Annotated in this window: 18 protein-coding genes; 9 read left to right on the top strand and 9 right to left on the bottom strand. The window is 67.4% G+C overall.

All coding sequences use genetic code 11. The annotated features are described in order from the left end of the window. Nucleotides 1-27 precede the first annotated feature (27 nt). The 3 genes from lpxD to A6W98_RS13155 are packed head-to-tail and all read left to right on the top strand — an operon-like array spanning nt 28 to nt 2,624. Nucleotides 28-1,119, top strand: a complete 1,092-nt coding sequence (gene lpxD, locus A6W98_RS13165) for a UDP-3-O-(3-hydroxymyristoyl)glucosamine N-acyltransferase (RefSeq protein ID WP_042462150.1) — start codon at nt 28-30, stop codon at nt 1,117-1,119. Between the two features lie 33 nt (nt 1,120-1,152). Beyond that, nucleotides 1,153-1,419: an acyl carrier protein gene (locus A6W98_RS13160; RefSeq protein ID WP_042462148.1), complete on the top strand. Its 267-nt coding sequence runs from the start codon at nt 1,153-1,155 to the stop codon at nt 1,417-1,419. Then, nucleotides 1,416-2,624 (top strand): beta-ketoacyl-[acyl-carrier-protein] synthase family protein, encoded by a 1,209-nt coding sequence (locus A6W98_RS13155; RefSeq protein ID WP_042462146.1) that lies wholly within the window; start codon nt 1,416-1,418, stop codon nt 2,622-2,624. The genes A6W98_RS13160 and A6W98_RS13155 overlap by 4 nt, the downstream gene beginning before the upstream one ends. Before the next feature lie 100 nt (nt 2,625-2,724). Here A6W98_RS13155 and A6W98_RS13150 read toward each other — a convergent pair whose 3' ends face one another. From A6W98_RS13150 to A6W98_RS22135, 5 genes are all read right to left on the bottom strand, one after another. Next, nucleotides 2,725-3,315: an invasion associated locus B family protein gene (locus A6W98_RS13150; protein ID WP_168161831.1), complete on the bottom strand. Its 591-nt coding sequence runs from the start codon at nt 3,313-3,315 to the stop codon at nt 2,725-2,727. Nucleotides 3,316-4,233: 918 nt separating this feature from the next. Beyond that, nucleotides 4,234-5,541: an HlyC/CorC family transporter gene (locus tag A6W98_RS13145; RefSeq protein ID WP_042462144.1), complete on the bottom strand. Its 1,308-nt coding sequence runs from the start codon at nt 5,539-5,541 to the stop codon at nt 4,234-4,236. A 54-nt stretch (nt 5,542-5,595) separates the two neighbouring features. After that, a complete protein-coding gene (locus tag A6W98_RS13140; protein WP_042462142.1) occupies nt 5,596-6,531 on the bottom strand; it encodes a tyrosine recombinase in 936 nt (311 codons plus the stop codon). Continuing rightward, nucleotides 6,528-8,060, bottom strand: a complete 1,533-nt coding sequence (locus A6W98_RS13135) for a hypothetical protein (protein WP_042462140.1) — start codon at nt 8,058-8,060, stop codon at nt 6,528-6,530. Before A6W98_RS13135 ends, A6W98_RS13140 begins: the two co-directional genes overlap by 4 nt. After that, on the bottom strand, nt 8,050-8,184 hold the full coding sequence (locus A6W98_RS22135; RefSeq protein WP_256714516.1) for a hypothetical protein: 135 nt from the start codon (nt 8,182-8,184) through the stop codon (nt 8,050-8,052). The genes A6W98_RS13135 and A6W98_RS22135 overlap by 11 nt, the downstream gene beginning before the upstream one ends. 124 nt (nt 8,185-8,308) lie before the next feature. Between A6W98_RS22135 and A6W98_RS13130 the strand changes: the two genes are divergently transcribed. Further along, on the top strand, nt 8,309-8,854 hold the full coding sequence (locus A6W98_RS13130) for a shikimate kinase (protein WP_042462138.1): 546 nt from the start codon (nt 8,309-8,311) through the stop codon (nt 8,852-8,854). Further along, nucleotides 8,851-9,966 (top strand): 3-dehydroquinate synthase, encoded by a 1,116-nt coding sequence (aroB, locus tag A6W98_RS13125; RefSeq protein ID WP_042462136.1) that lies wholly within the window; start codon nt 8,851-8,853, stop codon nt 9,964-9,966. The genes A6W98_RS13130 and aroB overlap by 4 nt, the downstream gene beginning before the upstream one ends. A gap of 58 nt (nt 9,967-10,024) precedes the next feature. Here the strand turns inward: aroB and A6W98_RS13120 are convergent, their stop codons facing one another. Next, nucleotides 10,025-10,864 carry an AAA family ATPase gene (locus A6W98_RS13120; protein WP_042462134.1) on the bottom strand — a complete coding sequence of 280 codons (840 nt, stop codon included), beginning with the start codon at nt 10,862-10,864 and terminating at the stop codon, nt 10,025-10,027. A 189-nt stretch (nt 10,865-11,053) separates the two neighbouring features. Between A6W98_RS13120 and dksA the strand changes: the two genes are divergently transcribed. Together dksA and A6W98_RS13110 are read left to right on the top strand one after the other, a co-directional pair. Continuing rightward, nucleotides 11,054-11,476 carry an RNA polymerase-binding protein DksA gene (gene dksA, locus A6W98_RS13115; RefSeq protein ID WP_042462132.1) on the top strand — a complete coding sequence of 141 codons (423 nt, stop codon included), beginning with the start codon at nt 11,054-11,056 and terminating at the stop codon, nt 11,474-11,476. A gap of 48 nt (nt 11,477-11,524) precedes the next feature. Next, a complete protein-coding gene (locus A6W98_RS13110) occupies nt 11,525-12,709 on the top strand; it encodes an FAD-dependent monooxygenase (RefSeq protein WP_042462130.1) in 1,185 nt (394 codons plus the stop codon). Between the two features lie 66 nt (nt 12,710-12,775). On the opposite strand, the gene xth is transcribed toward A6W98_RS13110, so the two are convergent. The 3 genes from xth to hemB all read right to left on the bottom strand — a co-directional run bounded on the left by xth (nt 12,776) and on the right by hemB (nt 15,387). After that, on the bottom strand, nt 12,776-13,555 hold the full coding sequence (gene xth / locus A6W98_RS13105; protein WP_042462128.1) for an exodeoxyribonuclease III: 780 nt from the start codon (nt 13,553-13,555) through the stop codon (nt 12,776-12,778). Between the two features lie 97 nt (nt 13,556-13,652). Continuing rightward, nucleotides 13,653-14,228 (bottom strand): lipid-binding SYLF domain-containing protein, encoded by a 576-nt coding sequence (locus A6W98_RS13100; protein WP_042462126.1) that lies wholly within the window; start codon nt 14,226-14,228, stop codon nt 13,653-13,655. A 157-nt stretch (nt 14,229-14,385) separates the two neighbouring features. Next, nucleotides 14,386-15,387 (bottom strand): porphobilinogen synthase, encoded by a 1,002-nt coding sequence (gene hemB, locus A6W98_RS13095; protein WP_042462124.1) that lies wholly within the window; start codon nt 15,385-15,387, stop codon nt 14,386-14,388. A 118-nt stretch (nt 15,388-15,505) separates the two neighbouring features. On the opposite strand from hemB, the gene A6W98_RS13090 reads away from it, so the two are divergent. After that, complete coding sequence (locus tag A6W98_RS13090; protein WP_042462122.1) at nt 15,506-16,027, top strand: hypothetical protein; 522 nt, start codon at nt 15,506-15,508, stop codon at nt 16,025-16,027. A gap of 54 nt (nt 16,028-16,081) precedes the next feature. Continuing rightward, nucleotides 16,082-19,546 carry a transcription-repair coupling factor gene (mfd, locus tag A6W98_RS13085; protein WP_042462121.1) on the top strand — a complete coding sequence of 1,155 codons (3,465 nt, stop codon included), beginning with the start codon at nt 16,082-16,084 and terminating at the stop codon, nt 19,544-19,546. The last annotated feature ends 4 nt before the right edge of the window (nt 19,547-19,550 follow it).

Here is a 19,550-nt window from a genome sequence, read left to right as displayed (position 1 = left end):
GACCGGATAATCGGGCAGGAGGATGGCATGAGCTTCACGATCCAGGAGATCGCAACCGCCCTCGGCGCACCTGCCGAGGGCGATCTCGACTTCAAGGTAACCGGTGCGGCCGAACCGACGATGGCAGCCGGGGACCAGCTGGCCTTGGCCATGGACCCGAAATATGCGGACGGTCTGGCCGAAGGCGGGGCGCAGGCCGCGCTGCTGTGGTCCGGCGCCGACTGGCGCGCGATGGGGCTGAAGGCGGCGATCTTCGCGCCGCGCCCCCGTCTTGCCATGGCCGGGCTCACCCGGATGATGGATCCGGGGCCTGAAATCGGACCCGACATCCACCCGACCGCCATCATCGATCCGTCGGCCATGATCGGGCCGGGGGCGGCCATCGGCCCCTATGCGGTGATCGGCGCGCGGGCCCGGATCGGGGCCAATGCCCGGATCGCCGCCCATGCGGTGGTGGCCGAGGATGTGCGCATCGGCGATGACGTGCTGCTGATGTACGGCGTCCGGATCTGCGCCCGGGTCAGGATCGGCGACCGCTTCATCGCCCAGCCGGGCGCGGCGGTGGGCGGCGACGGCTTTTCCTTCGTCACGCCCGAGAAATCGGCAGTCGAGGCGGTGCGCGAGACCCTGGGCGAGACCGGCAGCGCCCGCCAGCAGCATTACACGCGCATCCATTCGCTGGGCTCGGTCACCATCGGCGACGATGTCGAGCTCGGCGCCAATTCGACCATCGACCGCGGCACGATCCGCGACACGAGCATCGGCTCGGGCACCAAGATCGACAACCTCGTGCAGATCGGCCACAACTGCCAGGTCGGTGAAGACTGCCTGATGTGCGGCCTGGTCGGCGTTGCCGGCTCGGCCCGGATCGGCAACCGCGTGGTGCTGGCCGGGCAGGTCGGCGTCAATGACAACATCTTCGTCGGCGACGACGTGATCGCGGGGGGCGCGACCAAGATCTTTTCCAATGCGCCGGCCGGCCGGGTGCTGCTGGGCTATCCCGCGATGCGGATGGAAACCCATATCGAAGCCTACAAGGGCCTGCGCCGCCTGCCACGGCTTTTCGCACAGGTGGCCGAGCTGCAAAAAGCGGTTTCAAAGCTGGCCGATAGAGACTAAACCCACGCTGATTCAAGGGCAGAGAGGCTTTTCATGTCTGATAGCGTCAAGGACAAGGTGATCGAGATCATCGCCGAACAGGCGGTGCTGGAACCCTCGGACGTGAAGATGGACTCGACGCTGGAAGATCTGGGGATCGACAGCCTCGGCCTTGTCGAGTCGATCTTCGCCATCGAAGAGGCCTTCGACATCCAGGTGCCGTTCAACGCCAACGAACCCACCGAAAGCGAATTCGACATCTCCTCGGTCGAGGCCATCGTGAAAGCCGTGGAAGGCCTGGCAGCCGAAAAACAGGCATGAAGCGCGTCGTCATTACCGGTCAGGGCACGATCAACGCGCTTGGCCATTCGGTGAGCGAGACCCTGGCAGCCTTCCGCGAGGGACGCTGCGGCATCGGCGAGCTCGACATCCGCGATCTTGACCGGCTGTCGATCCGGATCGGCGGTCAGGTGCGGGGCTATGAACCCGAGGCCCATTTCAATCGTCAGCAGATCGCGCTTTACGACCGGTTCACCCAGTTCACGCTGCTCGCTGCCCGTCAGGCGGTGGCCCAGTCCGGGCTGACCTTCACGGACGACCTGTCGGAAGAGGCGGGGGTGGTGCTCGGGACCTCGGGCGGCGGCATGAACACGCTCGACGAGAATTACCGCTCTGTCTACGAAGAGGGCAAGAACCGCGTCCATCCCTTCGTCGTGCCGAAGCTGATGAACAACGCGGCCGCCAGCCATGTCTCGATGGCCTATAACCTCAAGGGGCCGAGCTTCACCGTGGCGACGGCCTGCGCCTCCTCGAACCACGCCATGGGGCAGGCCTTCCAGATGATCCGCGCGGGGCTGAGCCGGGTGATGGTCACCGGCGGCTCGGAATCGATGCTGTGCTTCGGCGGCATCAAGGCCTGGGAAGGGCTCCGGGTGATGTCGAAGGATGGCTGCCGCCCGTTCAGCGCCAATCGCAACGGCATGGTCCAGGGCGAGGGCGCGGCGGTCTTCGTCTTCGAGGAATACGAGCATGCCAAGGCCCGCGGCGCCGAGATCCTGGCCGAGGTGATCGGGTTCGCCATGACCTCGGATGCCTCCGACATCGTGATGCCCTCGCGGCAGGGCGCGGCCCGCGCCATTGCCGGGGCGCTGCGCGACGCGCGGCTCGCGCCCGGGGATGTGGGCTATATCAATGCCCATGGCACCGGCACGGCGGCCAATGACAAGACCGAATGCGCCGCGGTGGCCGATGTCTTCGGTGCCGATGCGGACCGGCTGATGATGTCCTCGACCAAGTCCATGCATGGCCATCTGATCGGCGGCACCGGCGCGGTCGAGCTTTTGGCCTGCATCATGGCGCTGCGCGAGGGGGTGATCCCGCCAACCGTGGGCTATCAGGAGCCGGACCCGGAATGCGCGCTCGATGTGGTGCCCAATGTGGCGCGCGAAGCCGAGGTGAGCGCAGTGCTGTCGAACGCCTTTGCCTTCGGCGGGCTGAACGCGGTTCTGGCGCTGCGCAAGGTCTGAGCAAGGTCTGAGTCGGCCGCGCTGCGGGATCGCCGAACGCAAAACGCCGCCCCTCGGGGCGGCGTTTTTCTGTTTCGCCGGAGCGGGAAGCTCCCGTGTCTCAGTTGCCGGACATCGTCGACAGGGCATCGTCGAACGCGGCGGTGAAGCCCGAAAGCGACATCTTGATATCGGCTTGCTGGTCGGGAGCGGCCAGCGGCACGATGGTGACAGAGGCTTCCTTGCCGCCCTTGAACGCGGCCAGATCCTCGGCCGACAGCGCAAAGCGCGCCACGCAGGCCTGCGGGGTGCAGAAGGAGAAGCGATAGCGCTTGGCCTGGCTGGAATCGATCTGGATCCGCAGATCCTCCGACAGCAACGTCTCAAGCGGGGTCGCGATTTCGACCGCGGCGACGCGCGGTGCGGCGGCGGGCGGCATCGGCGCCACCGAGACCTGCGCCACGGCATTGTCGTCGCTGTCGCGCATCAATTGCTGCATGTTGCAGGATTCACGCTCGTTGATCTCGACGCAGACCACGCGCCAATCCTTGAAGGTGTCCTTCACGAAGGCTTGCGGCGGCTGTTGTGCCTCTTTCTCGCCCATCTGCAAGTCTCCGGCCGGAGTGCTGTCGACCTGGGCCGGAGCCGCGTTGCCCTCGGGCTGGGCCGGGGCCTCCTGGGCCAGAGCCGGCGCCGCGATCGCGGCCATCATGGCCAGTCCAAGGGGTCCGATAAACTCTCGCATCGTCATGCCTGCCTTTCTTGGATGCTCGTCGCTGCCGGTCTACACCAGCTGCGGCGTGCTGTCAGTGGGCAATTGCAGGACAGGCGGGGCTTTTCCGAGCGTGAAAAAAGGGCCGCGCTGCGACCCTTTTCCCTTAGTTCTTGCTCCCTGTCGGACGGGCCGACCTTTTTTGTGAAGCTCAGGTTACGAAGTTTGCCGTGAAGCGTCAACATGCAAAGATTTCGCTAAATGCAACCTGAGGATGACAAAAAAGGCCGCATCGCGAAGATGCGGCCAGTCCATCAGGGAGGAAGACCCGCCCGAACCGAAGGCCCGGAAAGCGGGATAAAAACAAGATTGGCACTGAAAAGTTAAATAAGTATTGTCAAATCTGCATAAATCTTTCGAAGAAACGGAACTGACGGGCGGGATGCGGCTGACCGCGACAGTATGGCGCACCCCACAACCGAGCCGTCGCAGCTCGAAGTGACCGACCGCGCAGCCCGGTCATCGCTCCTCCCCGCACCGACAGGGCGATCCATCCTTTCGGCTGTGAGTGCGGTGTCCCGCGGCCACAGGGACCTGACCGTGCCGCTGGGAGAGGGGGCGGAGGGGCCTGCCTTTCGTGCGGACCCCAGAAATCGCCGCCCGGAAACCTACAAGGCTGGACAGCGCCGCCGCCTGCGTTTCCATGCCAGGGACGGTCGAGCCCTCACCGCCGATCCGCAGTCGCCCTTCGCCGCGACAGGCGCGTTCCGGAAGGATGCCTGCTCAGGCCCATCCCTTTTCTTCTTGGCAGAAATACCCCCGCCGGAGGCACCGCGCCCGGCACGGGCGCGGCCCGGCCCAACCCCGGACAAGGGGCGCCGGAGGCGCCATGCCGGCCGGGGGCGGGAGCGCCCGATCCTACAGCGGACGGATCTTCAGCCGGGTGATCCGGTTCGCCTGACGCTGCAACACCTCGAACCGGAAGCCGTGGAACGAGAAGACCTGACCCGGGGTCGGGATCGACTGGGCTTCGTGGATCACCAGCCCGGCGATGGTATTGGCCTCATCGTCGGGCAGGCTCCAGTCCATCGCCCGGTTCAGGTCGCGGATCGTCATCGCCCCGTCGACCAGAACCGCCCCGTCCTCGCTCCGGCGCAGCGGGCGCTCGCTGTCGACATCGAACTCGTCGGTGATCTCGCCGACGATCTCCTCGAGGATGTCCTCCAGCGTGATCAGGCCCCTCAGCGCGCCATATTCGTCGACCACCAGCGCAAAATGGGTGTGGCGACGGAGGAATTCGCGCATCTGATCGTCAAGCGTGGTGGTGTCGGGCACGAAATAGGGCTTGCGCGCCAGTTCGAGCACGCGCATCTCCGAAAGCTTCTCGGGCGCGCCCTCGGGCCCCCGCATCAGCCGCTCGACCGCCCGCAGAAGGTCCTTGGCGTGGATGACGCCGATGATGTTCTCGGGATCGTCCTTGTAGATCGGCAGCCGGGTATGCGAGCTTTCGAGGCATTGCGACAGGATCGCCTCTGGCGACATGTCGGCATCGACCACCTCGATCTGCGAGCGGTGCAGCATGATCTCCTCGACGGTCCGGTCGCCGAGATCGAGCGCGCCGAGGATGCGGTCGCGGTCTTCCTTTTCAACCACGCCCTCGGAATGGCCGAGCTGCAGCGCGCCGGCGATCTCGTCGCGCACCGCCATGATCTGGCTGTCGGGATCGGCCCGGACGCCGAACAGCGCCAGGATCTGCCGCACCAGCACCCGCACCGCGCTGACGACCGGCGACAGGATCAGGATGATCAGCCGGATCAGCGGCGACACCCGCGAGGCGGCGGTCTCGGGATTGGTGATGGCATAGGTCTTGGGCAGGACCTCGGCGAAGACCAGCACCACGAGCGTCATCACCAGCGTTGCCAGCGCCACGCCCGAATCGCCGAAGATTCGGGTGAAAAGCGAGGTCGCAAGCGAGGTTGCGAGGATGTTGACGAAGTTGTTTCCCAGAAGCACCGAGCCGATCAGGCGCTCGTTGTCCTCGGTGATGTTGAGCGCGGTCTGGGCGCCGATCTCGCCCTTGTCGGCCCGGGCCCGGAGCTTGCCGCGCGAGGCGGCGGTCAGCGCTGTTTCCGAGCCGGAGAAGAAGGCCGAGATCAGCAGCAGGGCAATGATGGCGCTGGCGGAAATGAATAAGGCCGCATCTGCGACCGCGGTGGGGCTGTCCATGGATCTCTCTGTTCGGGACCGTCCGTCTGGTTATGGGGGCAGGGGAGCCCCCGTTCAAGACGGGTCGGCGTCGCGGGCCAGCGGGTGATGCGTCAGAACCAGCTCGCGCAGCCTCTCGTCCAGCACATGGGTGTAGATTTCGGTGGTGGCAACATCGGCATGGCCAAGCAGGGTCTGGATCGCGCGCAGATCGGCCCCCCCGGCCAGAAGATGGGTTGCGAAGGCATGACGCAGCGTATGCGGCGTGACCCGGGCCGGATCGAGCTCGCCCGCCAGCGCGAATTCCTTGATCAGCACATAGAATCGGTGCCGGGTCAGATGCCCGTCCCGGCCGCGGCCCGGAAAGAGATAGCGGCTGGCGGGCAGCCCCCTGGCCTCTGCCGCCGCCTCTGCCGCGTCGCGCTCGGCCAGCCACGCGGTCAGCGCCTCGCGCGCGCCGGGCGTCAGCGGCACCATCCGCTCCTTGCCGCCCTTGCCCCTGACCAGCAGCATGCGCGGATCGCCCCGCGCCGCCGCCACCGGCAAGGTGACCAGCTCGCTCACGCGCATGCCGGTCGCATAGAGCACCTGCATCAGACAGGCGTTCCGGGTCGCGTCGCGGGGGCTTTGGCCCGCGGCCGCGATCAGCCTCTCGACCTCGTCATGGCTGAGCGTCATCGGCAGCCGTCGCGTCCTTCCGGGGCCGCGGATCTGCAACGCCGGATTGTCCGGGCGCCAGCCCTCCTCATAGGCGAAACGGTAAAGCTGCCTGATCGCGGACAGCCGCCGCGCGCGCGTCGTCCTGGCCAGCCCCTCGGCCTCGCAGGCAACGAGATAGGCGGTGATGACGGCCTCGTCCGCGGTCTCGAAACGTCCCCCACGGCGGTCGAGAAAACCCGCGAAATCCTTCAGGTCGCGGCCATAGGCAAGCTGGGTATTGGCGGTGGCATCCTGTTCGGCGGCCTTGGCCTCGAGAAAGGTCGAGATCCAGCGCGCGGCATCCGGTGTCATCCGCGCCGCTCCAGCAGCATCAGTTGCAGCGCCGATTTCCGGGCCGCATCCTCCAGCCCGAGTCGGCGCAACAGCCCGAGCCCGCGGGTCACGTCGAGAATGTCGCCCTGCGCGCCGTCGGTCAGCAGGTCGATGGCGGCAAGGACCGCCTCGCCAAGCCGGCCCTCTTTGATCAGCCGCGACGGTCCGGTCCCCAGCCCGGGCCGGTCGAACCCGTCCCGGAGCGCGGCGGCCAGCGAACCGAGCGGCGGCACCCCCTGCAAGTCGCCGCCCCGGGCGATGCCGATCAGGAAGGCCTCTTCATTGGTCTGCGGCTCGCGCCCCTGGGCCAGCGCCTCGTATTCGTCGCTGAGAAGCCCGATCCGGAAGGCCAGCGCTCCGGTCGCGCCGGGCAGGTTCATCCGGACCAACTGCGGCCCGTAAAGCTGGGCGAAGGGCACTTCGAGCTCGGCCGAGGCCATCGCCTTCCAGGCCGGTGCGAGGGTTTCGGTCACCGCATCGGGCTCGCCCGACAGAATCGCCAGATCGAAGGCCTGCAGGGCCGCAACACGGTCCCAGAGCCCGCCCGAGGCGGCGGGCTTGCGCTCGGTCCAGACCCCGAGCAGCTCGTTCGGCGCCAGCGCCCCGGTCCGGGCCAGACGTTCGGCGGCCTCGATCCGCGCCTTCCAGCCGGCGGTCGGGCGCATGTCGGCACGGGCGAAGGCAACGGGCAGGGTGGTGGTCGAGAGCGGCTCGCCGATCGCCTCGCGCATCCGGAAGATCAGCGGCGAGGGCCGGGTCGGCAGCCGCAGCGCCTCGCTCTCCTCGGCCAGCGCCGGGTCAAGAAAGCGGGCCAGAAGCGCGTCTTCCTCGGGTTTGACAAAGCCGAGCGCAAGCCCGGTTTCCAGCGTCAGGGCGGCCGCGTTCCAGTCGCCGCCGCGCGCAAGGCAGAAGATCCGCGCCGGGAAGGTGGGCGCGATGCCCGGATTGGCGCGCATCGCCGAACAGGCGCGGTCCTCCTGCCCGGTCAGCAGCGAGATGTCGAACCAGCGCCGGAACAGCGAGGGCGCGGTGGGGCCGGCGCGTTCGACCAGCGCCTGGGCCTGATCGAGCGCACCCAGATCGAGCAGCTTGTCGAGCCGCGCCAGCAGAAGCTGGCCGTCGGGGCCGCCGCCGGTCGGCGGGTCGAGTTCCGCCAGAAGCAGCTTGACCAGAAGCGCCTGTACCGCGGGCAGGGTATCGACCCGCTCGGCCCGCACCGCGCGGGCGATGGCCTGGGTCTCGCCCGGCCCCCAGAAGGTGCGCGGCAAGCCGCTGACCTGCGGCGGCAGCAATCCGACCGCATCGAGCAGCGTCGTGCCCAGCGGCATGACCGTGATCGGCTCGGCGCCGGGCACCGGGGTGATGGTGGGCGGGGGCCTCCGGGGGCCTGTGGCCGCGACCGAATCCGACAGCCAGTCGATCGCCGAAAGCGGCCGCTCGGCCAGCGCGGGCGCGGCCCATGCCAGGGCGCCCGCGACCAGTGCCGCGGTGCGCGCGCTAGTCGACATCGAGCGTCAGGCTTTCGGTCACCGTCTGCTGCGCGGGGTCCATGTCGCCCAGATAGGCAAAGCCCACCAGCCCGAGGAATAGGAGAATAATGATGATAAACAGTGCCTTGATCAGTCGCACCATGCTGCTCTGCCTTTTTTTGGTCTGCTCGCGCGTTTCCCGCTTTGGCCCGATTATAACTGGCATTTCTCCGGAGTTCACGCCATTCAGGGGCAGAAATCGACAACAGTGGCGGGAGGTTGCCCAGGTGGGCACACAGCTGAAGAAGACGGTGGTCCTGGTCGGGCTGATGGGGGCGGGAAAGACGGCGGTCGGCACGGCGCTGGCGCGGCGGCTCGGCGCGCCCTTTCTCGATTCCGACGCCGAGATCGTGAAAGCCGCCAACATGACGATTCCCGAGATCTTCGCACGCGACGGCGAGGCCTTCTTCCGGGCCCGCGAGGCGGAGGTGATCGCCCGGCTTCTGCGCTCGGCGCCGGGGGTGCTGTCGACCGGGGGCGGCGCCTTCATGGGGGCGGCGAACCGCGAGGCCATTTCCGAGCTGGGGGTCTCGGTCTGGCTCGATGCCGGTCTCGATCTGCTGTGGCAGCGGGTGCGGCACAAGGATACCCGGCCGCTTTTGCGCACCCCGGACCCCTATGCCACGCTGGCCGGGTTCTACCATGAGCGTCGGCCCGTCTATGCGCAGGCCGATCTGGCCGTCCGCGCCGATCCGGGCTATTCGGTCGAGGACATGGCCGGGCGCGTGATCGAGGCGCTGAAGACCCGGCCCGACGTATTGGAGGCGGCGTGAGCGCAACGATTGAAACGGTGCATGTGGCCCTGCCGGGGCGCGAGTATGACATCCGCATCGGCGAGGGGCTCCTGGCCCGGGCCGGGGCCGAGATCGGGCCGCTGCTGCAACGCCCGCGCGTCGCGATCCTGACCGACGAGACGGTGGCGGCGCGGCATCTCGAGGCCTTCCGCGCCGGGCTCGGGCCCATCGAGGCGCCGGCGCTGGCGCTGCCCGCGGGCGAGGCGACGAAATGCTGGGAACAGTTCGGCCGCGCCGTCGAATGGCTGATCGAAGAGAAGATCGAGCGGCGCGATATCGTGGTCGCGCTTGGCGGCGGGGTGATCGGTGATCTGGCGGGCTTCGCCGCCGCCGTGCTGCGCCGGGGCGTGCGCTTCGTGCAGGTGCCGACGACGCTTCTGGCCCAGGTCGACAGTTCGGTCGGCGGCAAGACCGGCATCAACTCGCCCCGCGGCAAGAACCTGATCGGCGCCTTCCACCAGCCCGCGCTGGTCCTGGCCGATACCGGCGTGCTGGAGACGCTCGCGCCGCGCGATTTCCTCGCGGGCTATGGCGAGGTGGTGAAATACGGGCTTCTGGGCGACGCGACCTTCTTCGACTGGCTCGAGGCGCAGGGCCCGGCGCTGGCGGGGGGCGATACCGCGGCCCGGATCGCGGCGGTGAAACGGTCCTGCGAGATGAAGGCGCGGATCGTCGAGCGCGACGAGACCGAGCAGGGCGACCGCGCGCTTCTGAACCTCGGCCATACCTTCGGCCATGCGCTGGAGGCCGCGACCGGCTATTCCGACCGGCTGCTGCATGGCGAGGGCGTCGCCATCGGCTGCGCGCTGGCCTTCGAGCTGTCGGCGCGGATGGGGCTCTGTTCGCAGGAGGACCCCAGCCGGGTGCGCGCCCATCTCGACGCGATGGGGATGAAGAAGGATCTGGCCGACATTCCGGGCGATCTGCCCGATGCCGAGGCTCTGATCGCGCTGATGGCGCAGGACAAGAAGGTGCTGGACGGCAAGCTGCGCTTCGTTCTTGCCCGCGGGATCGGCGCGGCCTTCGTTGCGCCCGAGGTCGATGCCGGGCAACTGCGCGACCTGCTCGACGAGGCGCTGGCCGGGCGCTGAAGCGTCCCGGCGCCAGGTCCCGGCCGCTCGGAACGGGCCGGGAGACGCGGGCGGGCGGCTAGATCCCGCGCCGCGCCATGAAGGCCAGCCGTTCGAAAAGCTGCACGTCCTGCTCGTTCTTCAAAAGCGCGCCATGCAGCTTCGGCAGCGCCGAGCGGCCCTCCTTGCGCAGATCCTCGGACGACATGTCCTCGGCCAGCAGCAGCTTGAGCCAGTCGAGTACCTCGGAGGTCGAGGGCCGCTTCTTCAGCCCGTCGGTCTCGCGGATCTCGTAGAAGCGGGTCAGCGCGACATGCAGGAGATCCTGCTTTATCCCCGGGTGATGGACCTCGACGATCTTCTTCATCGTGTCGAGATCGGGGAAACGGATATAGTGGAAGAAACAGCGGCGCAGGAATGCGTCGGGCAATTCCTTTTCGTTATTCGACGTAATTATGACAACCGGACGTTCCAGCGCTTTCACGGTTTCGCCGGTCTCGTAGACATGAAACTCCATCCGGTCGAGTTCCTGCAAAAGATCGTTCGGAAATTCTATATCCGCCTTGTCTATTTCATCGATCAGCAGCACGACCCGGCCGGGCGCGGCGAAGGCCTGCCAGAGCTTGCCGCGGCGGATGTAGTTGGCAACGTCATGCACCCGGGCATCGCCGAGCTGGCTGTCGCGCAGCCGACTCACCGCATCGTATTCGTACAGGCCCTGCTGGGCGCGGGTCGTGGATTTGATATGCCACTCGATCAGCGGCATGCCCAGCGATTGTGCAACCTGTCGCGCAAGCTCGGTCTTGCCGGTCCCCGGTTCGCCCTTCACCAGCAGCGGGCGCTCCAGCGTGACTGCGGCATTCACGGCGACAGACAGGTCGTCAGCCGCGACATAGGCGTCGGTAGAGCCGAATTTCATCGCAATTCCGCCTTTCAATACATTGAAATCGGGGGCGACCCTAGCACCCCTTCACAAAGCTTCAAGCGGCATGTAAGGGACCATAAACCTCGTGACACGATACGGCGATTGGGCTAAACGCGAGCCCAGATGCGCCGGGGGAGAATGATTATGAAACAGGTTTCACCCGGCCCGGCAGAAGGAGCAGGGATGAAAACCGAAGTTTTCTTGCCCGACGATTATCGTCCCGCCGAGGACGAACCGTTCATGAACGAACGCCAGCTTGAATATTTTCGCCGCAAGCTCATTGCCTGGAAGAACGACCTCATGAACGAAAGCCGGGAGACACTGGAAGGTCTCCAGGATTCGAGCCGCAACATTCCCGACATTGCCGACCGTGCCAGCGAAGAGACCGACCGCTCGCTGGAATTGCGGACCCGGGACCGGCAGCGCAAACTGGTTGCCAAGATCGACGCGGCGCTTCGGCGGATCGAAGAGGGTGAATACGGTTATTGCGAGGAAACCGGCGAGCCGATTTCTCTCAAGCGGCTCGATGCCCGTCCGATCGCGACCCTGAGCCTCGAGGCCCAGGAACGGCACGAGCGGCGTGAAAAGGTTCATCGCGACGACTGACGGCGGCGCGTGTGCGGGCCGGATGGCCCAGGTGTAAGAGGTGCCGGGATGTCGCTGGGCAATCGGAAGATCACGGTGCTCGGGGCCGGCATCGCAGGGCTGGCGGTCGCCACGGCCCTGGCCCGGCAGGGCGCCGATGTGGTGGTGCTGGAACGCGCCGACGCGATCCGCGAGGTCGGCGCGGGGCTTCAGATCAGTCCCAACGGGGTAGCGGTGCTGCGGGCTCTCGGGCTTGTCGAGGCGCTGGCCGCGCGGTCCGGGCGTGCCCGGGCGGTGGTGTTGCGCGACTTTCGCCATGGCAACCGGGTTCTGAAACTTGATCTGGGGCGGCAGGCGAAGGATTACTTCTTCGTCCATCGCGCCGATCTGGTCGACATCCTGGCAAGGGCCGCGCGGGCGGCGGGGGTGCAGATCCGGCTGTTGCACGAGGTCACGCGGCTCGATTTCGACGGCGCGCGGCCGGCATTGATCACCGCGCAGGGGGCGCGGTCCAGCAGCGACATCGTGATCGGTGCGGACGGGCTCCATTCGGTGGTGCGGGCTGCGCTGAACGGGGCGGTCGCGCCCGGTTTCACCGGTCAGGTGGCTTGGCGCGCGGTGATTCCGGCCCGCGGTCACGTCCCGGCAGAGGCCCATATCCATATGGGGCCGCACCGGCATCTTGTGCATTATCCGCTGCGCGGTGGCGAGCTGATCAACATCGTCGCCGTGGAAGAGCGCGAGGCCTGGGTCGAGGAGGGCTGGAACCGGCCCGGCGATCCCGACAGGATGCGCACGGTCTTTGCCGATTTCGGCGGCGAGGTGCCGCGCCTGCTGGAGCAGGTGCACAGCGTCAATCTGTGGGGGCTGTTCCGGCATCCGGTGGCGGAACGCTGGTATCGCGGCTCGTCGGCGATCCTGGGCGATGCCGCCCATCCGACGCTGCCCTTCATGGCGCAGGGCGCGAACATGGCGCTGGAGGATGCCTGGGTGCTGGCCGCGGCCTTGACGCGCCATCCCGAGCCAGAGGCGGCCTTCGCCTCCTATCAGGCCGAGCGGCGCCCGCGCACGCAGCGGATCGTCGAGATGGCCTCGCGCAATGCAAGGAACTACCATCTGAGCTTTCCTCCGCTCCGGGTCGCGGCCCAGACCGCCCTTCGGATCGGCGGGATGATGGCGCCGGGGGCCGCGTTGCGCCGGTTCGACTGGCTTTACGATTACGACGCCACGCTGCGCTATCCGGCGGCAAGCTGAGCGGCGTCCGGACGCGGGGCCGGACCGGACGACGCCCTTTGTCGCTAATCAGGATCCCGGGGCGGCTCAGGCGTCGAGGCTCAGCCAGACCGGAACGTGATCGGAGGGCTTCTCGCCCGCCCGAAGCTCGGTCTCGATCCGGCAGCCGGTCATCAGATCCGCCGCCTGCGGGCTGAGCAGCATGTGATCAATGCGGATCCCGTCATTCCGGTTCCAGGCGCCGGCCTGGTAATCCCAGAACGAATAATGCCCCGGGCCCTGCTCCCGGGCGCGGAAGGCCTCGGTGAAGCCGAGATTCAGCAGCCTGCGGAAGGCCGCGCGGGTTTCCGGCAGGGCCAGCGCATCCCGGGCCCAGGCCTCGGGCCGGGCGGCATCCTCGTCCTGCGGGATGACGTTGTAATCGCCTGCCAGAACCAGCGGTTCCTCGGTCGCCAGCAATTCCCGCGCGCGGGCTTCGAGCCGCGCCATCCAGGCCAGCTTGTAGTCGTATTTCGGCCCCGGCGCCGGATTGCCGTTCGGCAGGTAGAGCCCGCAGAGCCGGACCGCGCGCTTGTCGATCACGGTGGCCTCGATCCAGCGCGCCTGGCTGTCCTCGTCATCGCCGGGCAGGCCGCGCCGGACATCCTCGAGCGGGTATTTCGACAGGATCGCGACGCCGTTGAAGCCCTTCTGGCCGTGGGTTTCCAGATTGTAGCCGCGATCCTCGAACGGCGCGCGCGGGAAGGCCTCGTCGACCGACTTGATCTCCTGCAGCAGCGCGACGTCGGGCGCGGCCGCGTCGAGCCAGTCGAGCACCGTCTGCAGCCGGGCCTTGACGCCGTTGATGTTGAATGTCGCGATCTGCATGGGACCTCCGCTTCGGATCTCGGGGCGGACTATCCCTGCCGGGCCCGCGAATGTCCACGCGGAAACGGCCCGCCAAGGCGGGCCGCGCGGGGCTGTCTCAGGGGATGATGCGGGTGTATTTGGTGCCTTCGAGCGTCGCGCCGAAGATCAGCCCGGCCTGGCCGAAGACCACGGCGATCACCGGGTCGAGCGCGGTGATGGTATCGGCCGAGACCATGCCGCCATCATTGGTCACCGCATATTCCAGATCGGCCCCGGCCGACCAGCCCATGCCCGAGCGGAACTGCCGGAGCGCCTCGGGGGTCATGAAGAACAGCGCATGGGCATATTGCTGGGCGCCGATCTGCAGCCCGAAACTGGCCTGGGTCGCCGAATAGTAGTCGACCGTCACGTCGTCGATCCGGAGCGCCCCGCGCCCGTAGGCGCCGCCGAACCAGAGCCCGGCCTTGGTCATCAGCGGCATCCACAGGATGCCTTGCGCCTTTCGGGACAGATCGCGGGTGGCCGGGTAGCGGTTGAACAGGTAGCTGCGGGTCTTGTCGACGCGGGCATCGAGCGCGGCGGCGCCATTGCTGCCCACGCCGTTGCCGCAGGCCGCCAGCGTTGCCGCGGCGCCAGCCGACACGACGAAGCCGCGTCGCGAAATCAGGTTGGTGGTCTCGTCCTTGAACATTGCTCTCTTGCCCCATGCGGTTGTGGCCTTGGTGGCCTTTTGCGCAAACTATAGAGAGCAGAGGCGAAGCTGTCACCCAGCGAGACGACGCGGCAGGGGGCTTCGCGGTCGCATCGGCGCCGACCGGCCGATCGGGCCGGTCGGAACCTGCGCGGCTTCAGCGCGCGTTCAGGATCTTCGCCGCGGCGGGGGCGAAATAGGTCAGGATGCCGTCGCAGCCCGCGCGCTTGAACGCCATCAGGCTTTCCATCATCACCTTGTCATGGTCGAGCCAGCCGTTCTGGATCGCGGCCATCAGCATCGCGTATTCGCCGGACACCTGATAGGCATAGGTCGGCACGCCGAATTCGGTCTTCACCCGGCGGCAGATGTCGAGATAGGGCATGCCGGGCTTGACCATCACCATGTCGGCGCCTTCCATCAGGTCGCGCTCGATCAGCCGCACTGCCTCGTCGGTATTGGCCGGGTCCATCTGATAGGTCTTCTTGTCGCCCGTCAGCGCGCCCGCGGCGCCGACCGCGTCGCGGAACGGGCCATAGAAGGCCGAGGCGTATTTCGCCGAATAGGACATGATGGTCACGCCCTGATGGCCGTTTTCCTCCAGCGCCTTGCGGATCGCGCCGATCCGGCCGTCCATCATGTCCGAGGGCCCCAGGATGTCGGCCCCCGCATCGGCCTGGGCCAGGGCCATCTTGACCAGCGCCTCGACGGTCTCGTCATTGACGATCTCGCCATCGCGGACGATGCCGTCATGGCCGTTGGCATTGTAGGGATCGAGCGCGATATCGGTCATCACCGCGATCTCGGGCACCTCGGCCTTGATCGCGCGGATCAGTTGGTTCGACAGGTTGTCGGGGTTCCAGGCCTCCTCGCAGAGCTCGGTCTTCAGCGAGGCGTCGGTATAGGGGAAGATGCACACGGCCGGGATGCCCAGAGCCGCCGCCTCCTTGACTGCCTCGACCGACAGATCGACCGAGCGGCGCATCACGCCCGGCATCGAGGGCACCGGTTCCTCGATATTCTCGCCCGCGCGCACGAAGATCGGCCAGATCAGGTCGCCCACCGACAGCGTGTTCTCGCTGGTCAGTGCGCGCAGCGCAGCGCTGCGGCGGGTGCGGCGCAGCCGCGTGGTGGGGAAGGGGGCGACGGTCGGGCGCATGGCAAGGGCTCCTTCAACAATTGCTGCGACTGCGTTACACCCAACCGGGTCCGGCCGAAAGGGCGGGAATCGTCTCAGGCGCGGGCAGCGCCCGAGGCGGCGCAGGAAAGGCAGGCGGGTGGATCTTTACGGCAAACTCTTCGAGCTGATCGACATGCGGTCCTTCTCTAATCTGTGGTACTGGATCGCGCTTGCACTGCTGTGGTCGGGCGCGAGCCACTGGGTGCTGGGCGTGCCCTTTGGCCTGATCCAGCGCGCGCAGCGCCAGGGCGGGCAGGCGGCACGGGATGTGACGACCCTGGTCGGCGTCAATGCGCGGCGGTATCTCGCTGTCGCGTCCGAGGCCGGGCTGTGGATCGCAGCGCTTGGCGGCTTCGTGCTGACCCTGCTGGCGGTGCTGGGCTTCGGCTACCGGGTCGAGTTCTGTCAGGCGGTGTTCCTGCTCGTGGCGCCGATGACGCTGGTCGGGCTGTGGTCGGTCAGGACCGCGCGGCTTTATGCGGCATGCGGGCCCGAGGGCGAGGCGCTTTACGGGATGCTGCGCGGGCACCGGCTGGGGGTGCAGGCGATGGGCATCGTCTCGGTCTTCGTCACCGCGCTCTGGGGCATGTGGATGAACATGCTCGTGACCGGGCTCTAGACCGGTGCGGGTTGCGGTTGACACCGGCCGCCCCGCCCGTATCTGAACCGTCCCATGGAAGAGCTGCGTCACATCACTGCCGGCGGCGCCCCCGAAGGGTACGACGCCCGGCTTCTGGCCCGCGAGCTGACCCGGAGCGGCCGGCCCATCCTTCATGTCGCCCGCGACGACAAGCGCCTGGCGGCGATGCGCGCGGCGCTGGCCTTTTTCGCGCCCGAGGCGGTGGTTCTCGACTTTCCGGCCTGGGATTGCCTGCCCTATGACCGGATCTCGCCCAATGCCGATGTCGAGGCGGCGCGGATGGCGACGCTGGCGGGGCTGGCGGCGGGGCTGCCCGGCCCCTTCATCCTGCTGACCACGCTGAATGCCGCGACCCAGCGGGTGCCGGCGCGGGCGCTTCTGCAGGGCGCCTCCTTCACGGCGCGGGTCGGCATGCGGATCGACGAGGCGGCGCTCCGGGCCTTCCTTGTCCGGATGGGCTTTACCCAGGCGCCGACGGTGATGGAGCCCGGCGATTACGCGATCCGGGGCGGCATCGTCGACATCTATCCGCCGGGCGAGGCCGGGCCTGTGCGGCTCGATCTGTTCGGCGATGTGCTGGATGGCGCGCGCCGCTTCGATCCGGCGACCCAGCGCACCACCGAAAAGCTGAAAACGGTCGAGCTGGCGCCGGTCTCCGAGGTCATTCTGGACGAGGCCGCGATCACCCGGTTCCGGCAGAATTACCGGATCGAGTTCGGCGCGGCGGGCACCGACGACCCGCTTTACGAGGCCGTCAGCGCGGGGCGCAAGCATGCGGGCGTCGAGCACTGGCTGCCCTTCTTCCACGACCGGCTGGAAACCCTCTTCGACTATCTGCCGGGGGCGGCGGTCTATCTCGACGATCAGGTGACGCCGGCGCGGCTGGCACGCTGGGAGACCATCGAGGACCAGTACCAGAGCCGACGCGAGGCGATGACGCAGAAGGGCCGGATCGACACCGTCTACAAGCCCTGTCCGCCGGGGCTGATGTATCTTGACGATGCCGCCTGGGAGGCGGCGCTGGCCGATCACCGGCTGGTGCAGCTGGCGCCGCTGCAACAGGGGCTGGGCCCTGGCGTGATCGACGCGGGCGGCCGCATCGGGCGCAATTTCGCGCCCGAGCGCAAGCTGGAACAGGTCAGCCTTTTCAGCGCCCTGAAGGATCATATTCAGGCGCGGCGCGAAGAGGGCGCGGTGGTCGTCGCCTCCTATTCCGAGGGCGCGCGCGAACGGCTGAAGGGCCTGCTTGAAGACGAAGAGCTGACCGACGCGACGCTTGTCTCGGATATTCGCGAGGTGCCCGAGGGGCGCGGGCTGCATCTGGCGGTCTGGGCGCTGGAGCATGGCTTCGAGGGGCCGGGACTGACCGTCATCTCGGAACAGGACGTGCTGGGCGAGCGGCTGATCCGCGGCCCGAAGAAGCGCCGCCGGGCCGAGAATTTCCTGACCGAGACGCAGTCGCTCTCGCCCGGCGATCTGGTCGTGCATGTCGAGCACGGGGTCGGCCGCTACATGGGGCTCGAGACCGTGGCGGTGCCCGATCCGGCCACCGGCAAGCCCGGCGCGCCGCATGAATTCCTGCTTCTGGTCTATGCCGAGGATGGCAAGCTTTACGTCCCGGTCGAGAATATCGAGCTGCTCAGCCGCTATGGCCATGACGAGGGGCTGCTCGACCGGCTGGGCGGCGGCGCATGGCAGGCGCGCAAGGCCAGGCTCAAGGAACGCATCCGCGAGATGGCCGACAAGCTGATCCGGGTCGCGGCCGAGCGGGCGCTGAGGCAGGCCCCGATCCTCGAACCCGGTCATCACATGTGGGAGGCCTTCTCGGCGCGTTTCCCCTATCAGGAGACCGACGACCAGCTGGCCGCCATCGAGGATGTGCTGACCGACATGGCCTCGGGCACGCCGATGGACCGGCTGATCTGCGGCGATGTCGGCTTCGGCAAGACCGAGGTCGCGATGCGCGCGGCCTTCGTCGCGGCGCTGTCCGGGGTGCAGGTCGCGGTGGTCGCGCCGACCACGCTGCTGGCGCGCCAGCATGCCAAGGGCTTTGCCGAACGCTTCCGGGGCTTTCCGGTCGAGGTGCGGCAGCTGTCGCGTTTCGTCCCCGCCAAGGAGGCGGCTGCGACGCGGGCAGGGCTGGCCGAGGGCACGGTCGATATCTGCATCGGCACCCATGCACTTCTGGCCAAGAGCGTGAAGTTCCGCAATCTCGGCCTTCTGATCATCGACGAGGAGCAGCATTTCGGCGTCGCCCACAAGGAACGGCTCAAGCAGATGCGCTCGGACGTGCATGTGCTGACCCTGACCGCGACCCCGATCCCGCGCACCCTGCAGATGAGCCTGACCGGCGTGCGCGACCTGTCGATCATCGGCACGCCGCCGGTCGACCGGCTGTCGATCCGCACCTATGTCAGCGAATTCGACAGCGTCACCGTCCGCGAGGCGCTGTTGCGCGAACATTATCGCGGCGGGCAGAGCTTCTTCGTGGTGCCGCGCGTCAAGGACCTGCCCGACATGGAGCATTTCCTGCGCGAACAGGTGCCCGAGGTCAGCTTCATCACCGCCCATGGCCAGCTGGCGGCGGGCGATCTCGACGAGCGGATGAACGCCTTTTACGACGGCAAGTATGACGTGCTGCTGGCCACCACCATCGTCGAATCCGGGCTCGACATCCCGACCGCCAATACCATGATCGTGCACCGCGCCGACATGTTCGGGCTGGCCCAGCTTTACCAGATCCGGGGCCGGGTCGGGCGCTCGAAGGCGCGGGCCTATGCCTATCTCACCACGAAACCCCGCGCGCCGCTGACGCCGCAGGCGCAGAAACGGCTGCGCGTGCTGGGTTCGCTCGACACGCTGGGGGCGGGCTTTACGCTGGCCAGTCAGGATCTCGACATCCGCGGCGCGGGCAATCTGATCGGCGAGGAGCAGTCGGGCCATGTCCGCGAGGTGGGCTTCGAGCTTTACCAGTCGATGCTGGAAGAGGCGATTGCCAAGATCAAGTCGGGCGAGCTGGAGGGAATGGCCGATACCGACAGCGACTGGTCGCCCCAGATCAATCTGGGCGTGCCGGTGCTGATCCCGGACGATTACGTGCCCGATCTCGACGTGCGGCTGGGGCTTTACCGGCGGCTCTCGACGCTGACGACCAAGGTCGAGCTGGAAGGCTTTGCCGCCGAACTGATCGACCGTTTCGGCAAGCTGCCGAAAGAGGTCAACACCCTGCTGCTGGTGGTCCGCATCAAGGCGATGTGCAAGCGCGCGGGGATTGCCCGGCTCGATGGCGGGCCCAAGGGCGCGACGGTGCAGTTCCACAATGACAAATTCGCCAATCCCTCGGGGCTGGTGGCCTTCATCCAGGACCAGCAGGGGCTGGCCAAGGTCAAGGACAACAAGATCATCCTGCGCCGCGACTGGAAGAAGGACAGCGACAAGATCAAGGGCGCCTTCGCCATCGCCCGCGATCTGGCCGAAAAGCTGCGCAAGGCCGCCTGAGCGG

The sequence above is a fragment of the Rhodovulum sulfidophilum DSM 1374 genome (assembly GCF_001633165.1).
GTDB lineage: Bacteria > Pseudomonadota > Alphaproteobacteria > Rhodobacterales > Rhodobacteraceae > Rhodovulum > Rhodovulum sulfidophilum.
This window is presented reverse-complemented; position numbering and strand designations above follow the sequence as displayed.

Bases quoted from the DNA above. Each gene is read 5' to 3' on its own strand.
- A6W98_RS13140 (WP_042462142.1), bottom strand. From the start codon at position 6,531: ATGACACCGGATGCCGCGCGCTGGATCTCGACCTTTCTCGAGGCCAAG.
- A6W98_RS13160 (WP_042462148.1), top strand. From the start codon at position 1,153: ATGTCTGATAGCGTCAAGGACAAGGTGATCGAGATCATCGCCGAACAG.
- hemB (WP_042462124.1), bottom strand. From the start codon at position 15,387: ATGCGCCCGACCGTCGCCCCCTTCCCCACCACGCGGCTGCGCCGCACC.
- A6W98_RS13135 (WP_042462140.1), bottom strand. From the start codon at position 8,060: ATGTCGACTAGCGCGCGCACCGCGGCACTGGTCGCGGGCGCCCTGGCA.
- lpxD (WP_042462150.1), top strand. From the start codon at position 28: ATGAGCTTCACGATCCAGGAGATCGCAACCGCCCTCGGCGCACCTGCC.
- A6W98_RS13145 (WP_042462144.1), bottom strand. From the start codon at position 5,541: ATGGACAGCCCCACCGCGGTCGCAGATGCGGCCTTATTCATTTCCGCC.
- A6W98_RS13150 (WP_168161831.1), bottom strand. From the start codon at position 3,315: ATGATGGCCGCGATCGCGGCGCCGGCTCTGGCCCAGGAGGCCCCGGCC.
- A6W98_RS13100 (WP_042462126.1), bottom strand. From the start codon at position 14,228: ATGTTCAAGGACGAGACCACCAACCTGATTTCGCGACGCGGCTTCGTC.
- A6W98_RS13155 (WP_042462146.1), top strand. From the start codon at position 1,416: ATGAAGCGCGTCGTCATTACCGGTCAGGGCACGATCAACGCGCTTGGC.
- dksA (WP_042462132.1), top strand. From the start codon at position 11,054: ATGAAAACCGAAGTTTTCTTGCCCGACGATTATCGTCCCGCCGAGGAC.
- mfd (WP_042462121.1), top strand. From the start codon at position 16,082: ATGGAAGAGCTGCGTCACATCACTGCCGGCGGCGCCCCCGAAGGGTAC.
- A6W98_RS13120 (WP_042462134.1), bottom strand. From the start codon at position 10,864: ATGAAATTCGGCTCTACCGACGCCTATGTCGCGGCTGACGACCTGTCT.
- A6W98_RS22135 (WP_256714516.1), bottom strand. From the start codon at position 8,184: ATGGTGCGACTGATCAAGGCACTGTTTATCATCATTATTCTCCTATTC.
- xth (WP_042462128.1), bottom strand. From the start codon at position 13,555: ATGCAGATCGCGACATTCAACATCAACGGCGTCAAGGCCCGGCTGCAG.
- A6W98_RS13110 (WP_042462130.1), top strand. From the start codon at position 11,525: ATGTCGCTGGGCAATCGGAAGATCACGGTGCTCGGGGCCGGCATCGCA.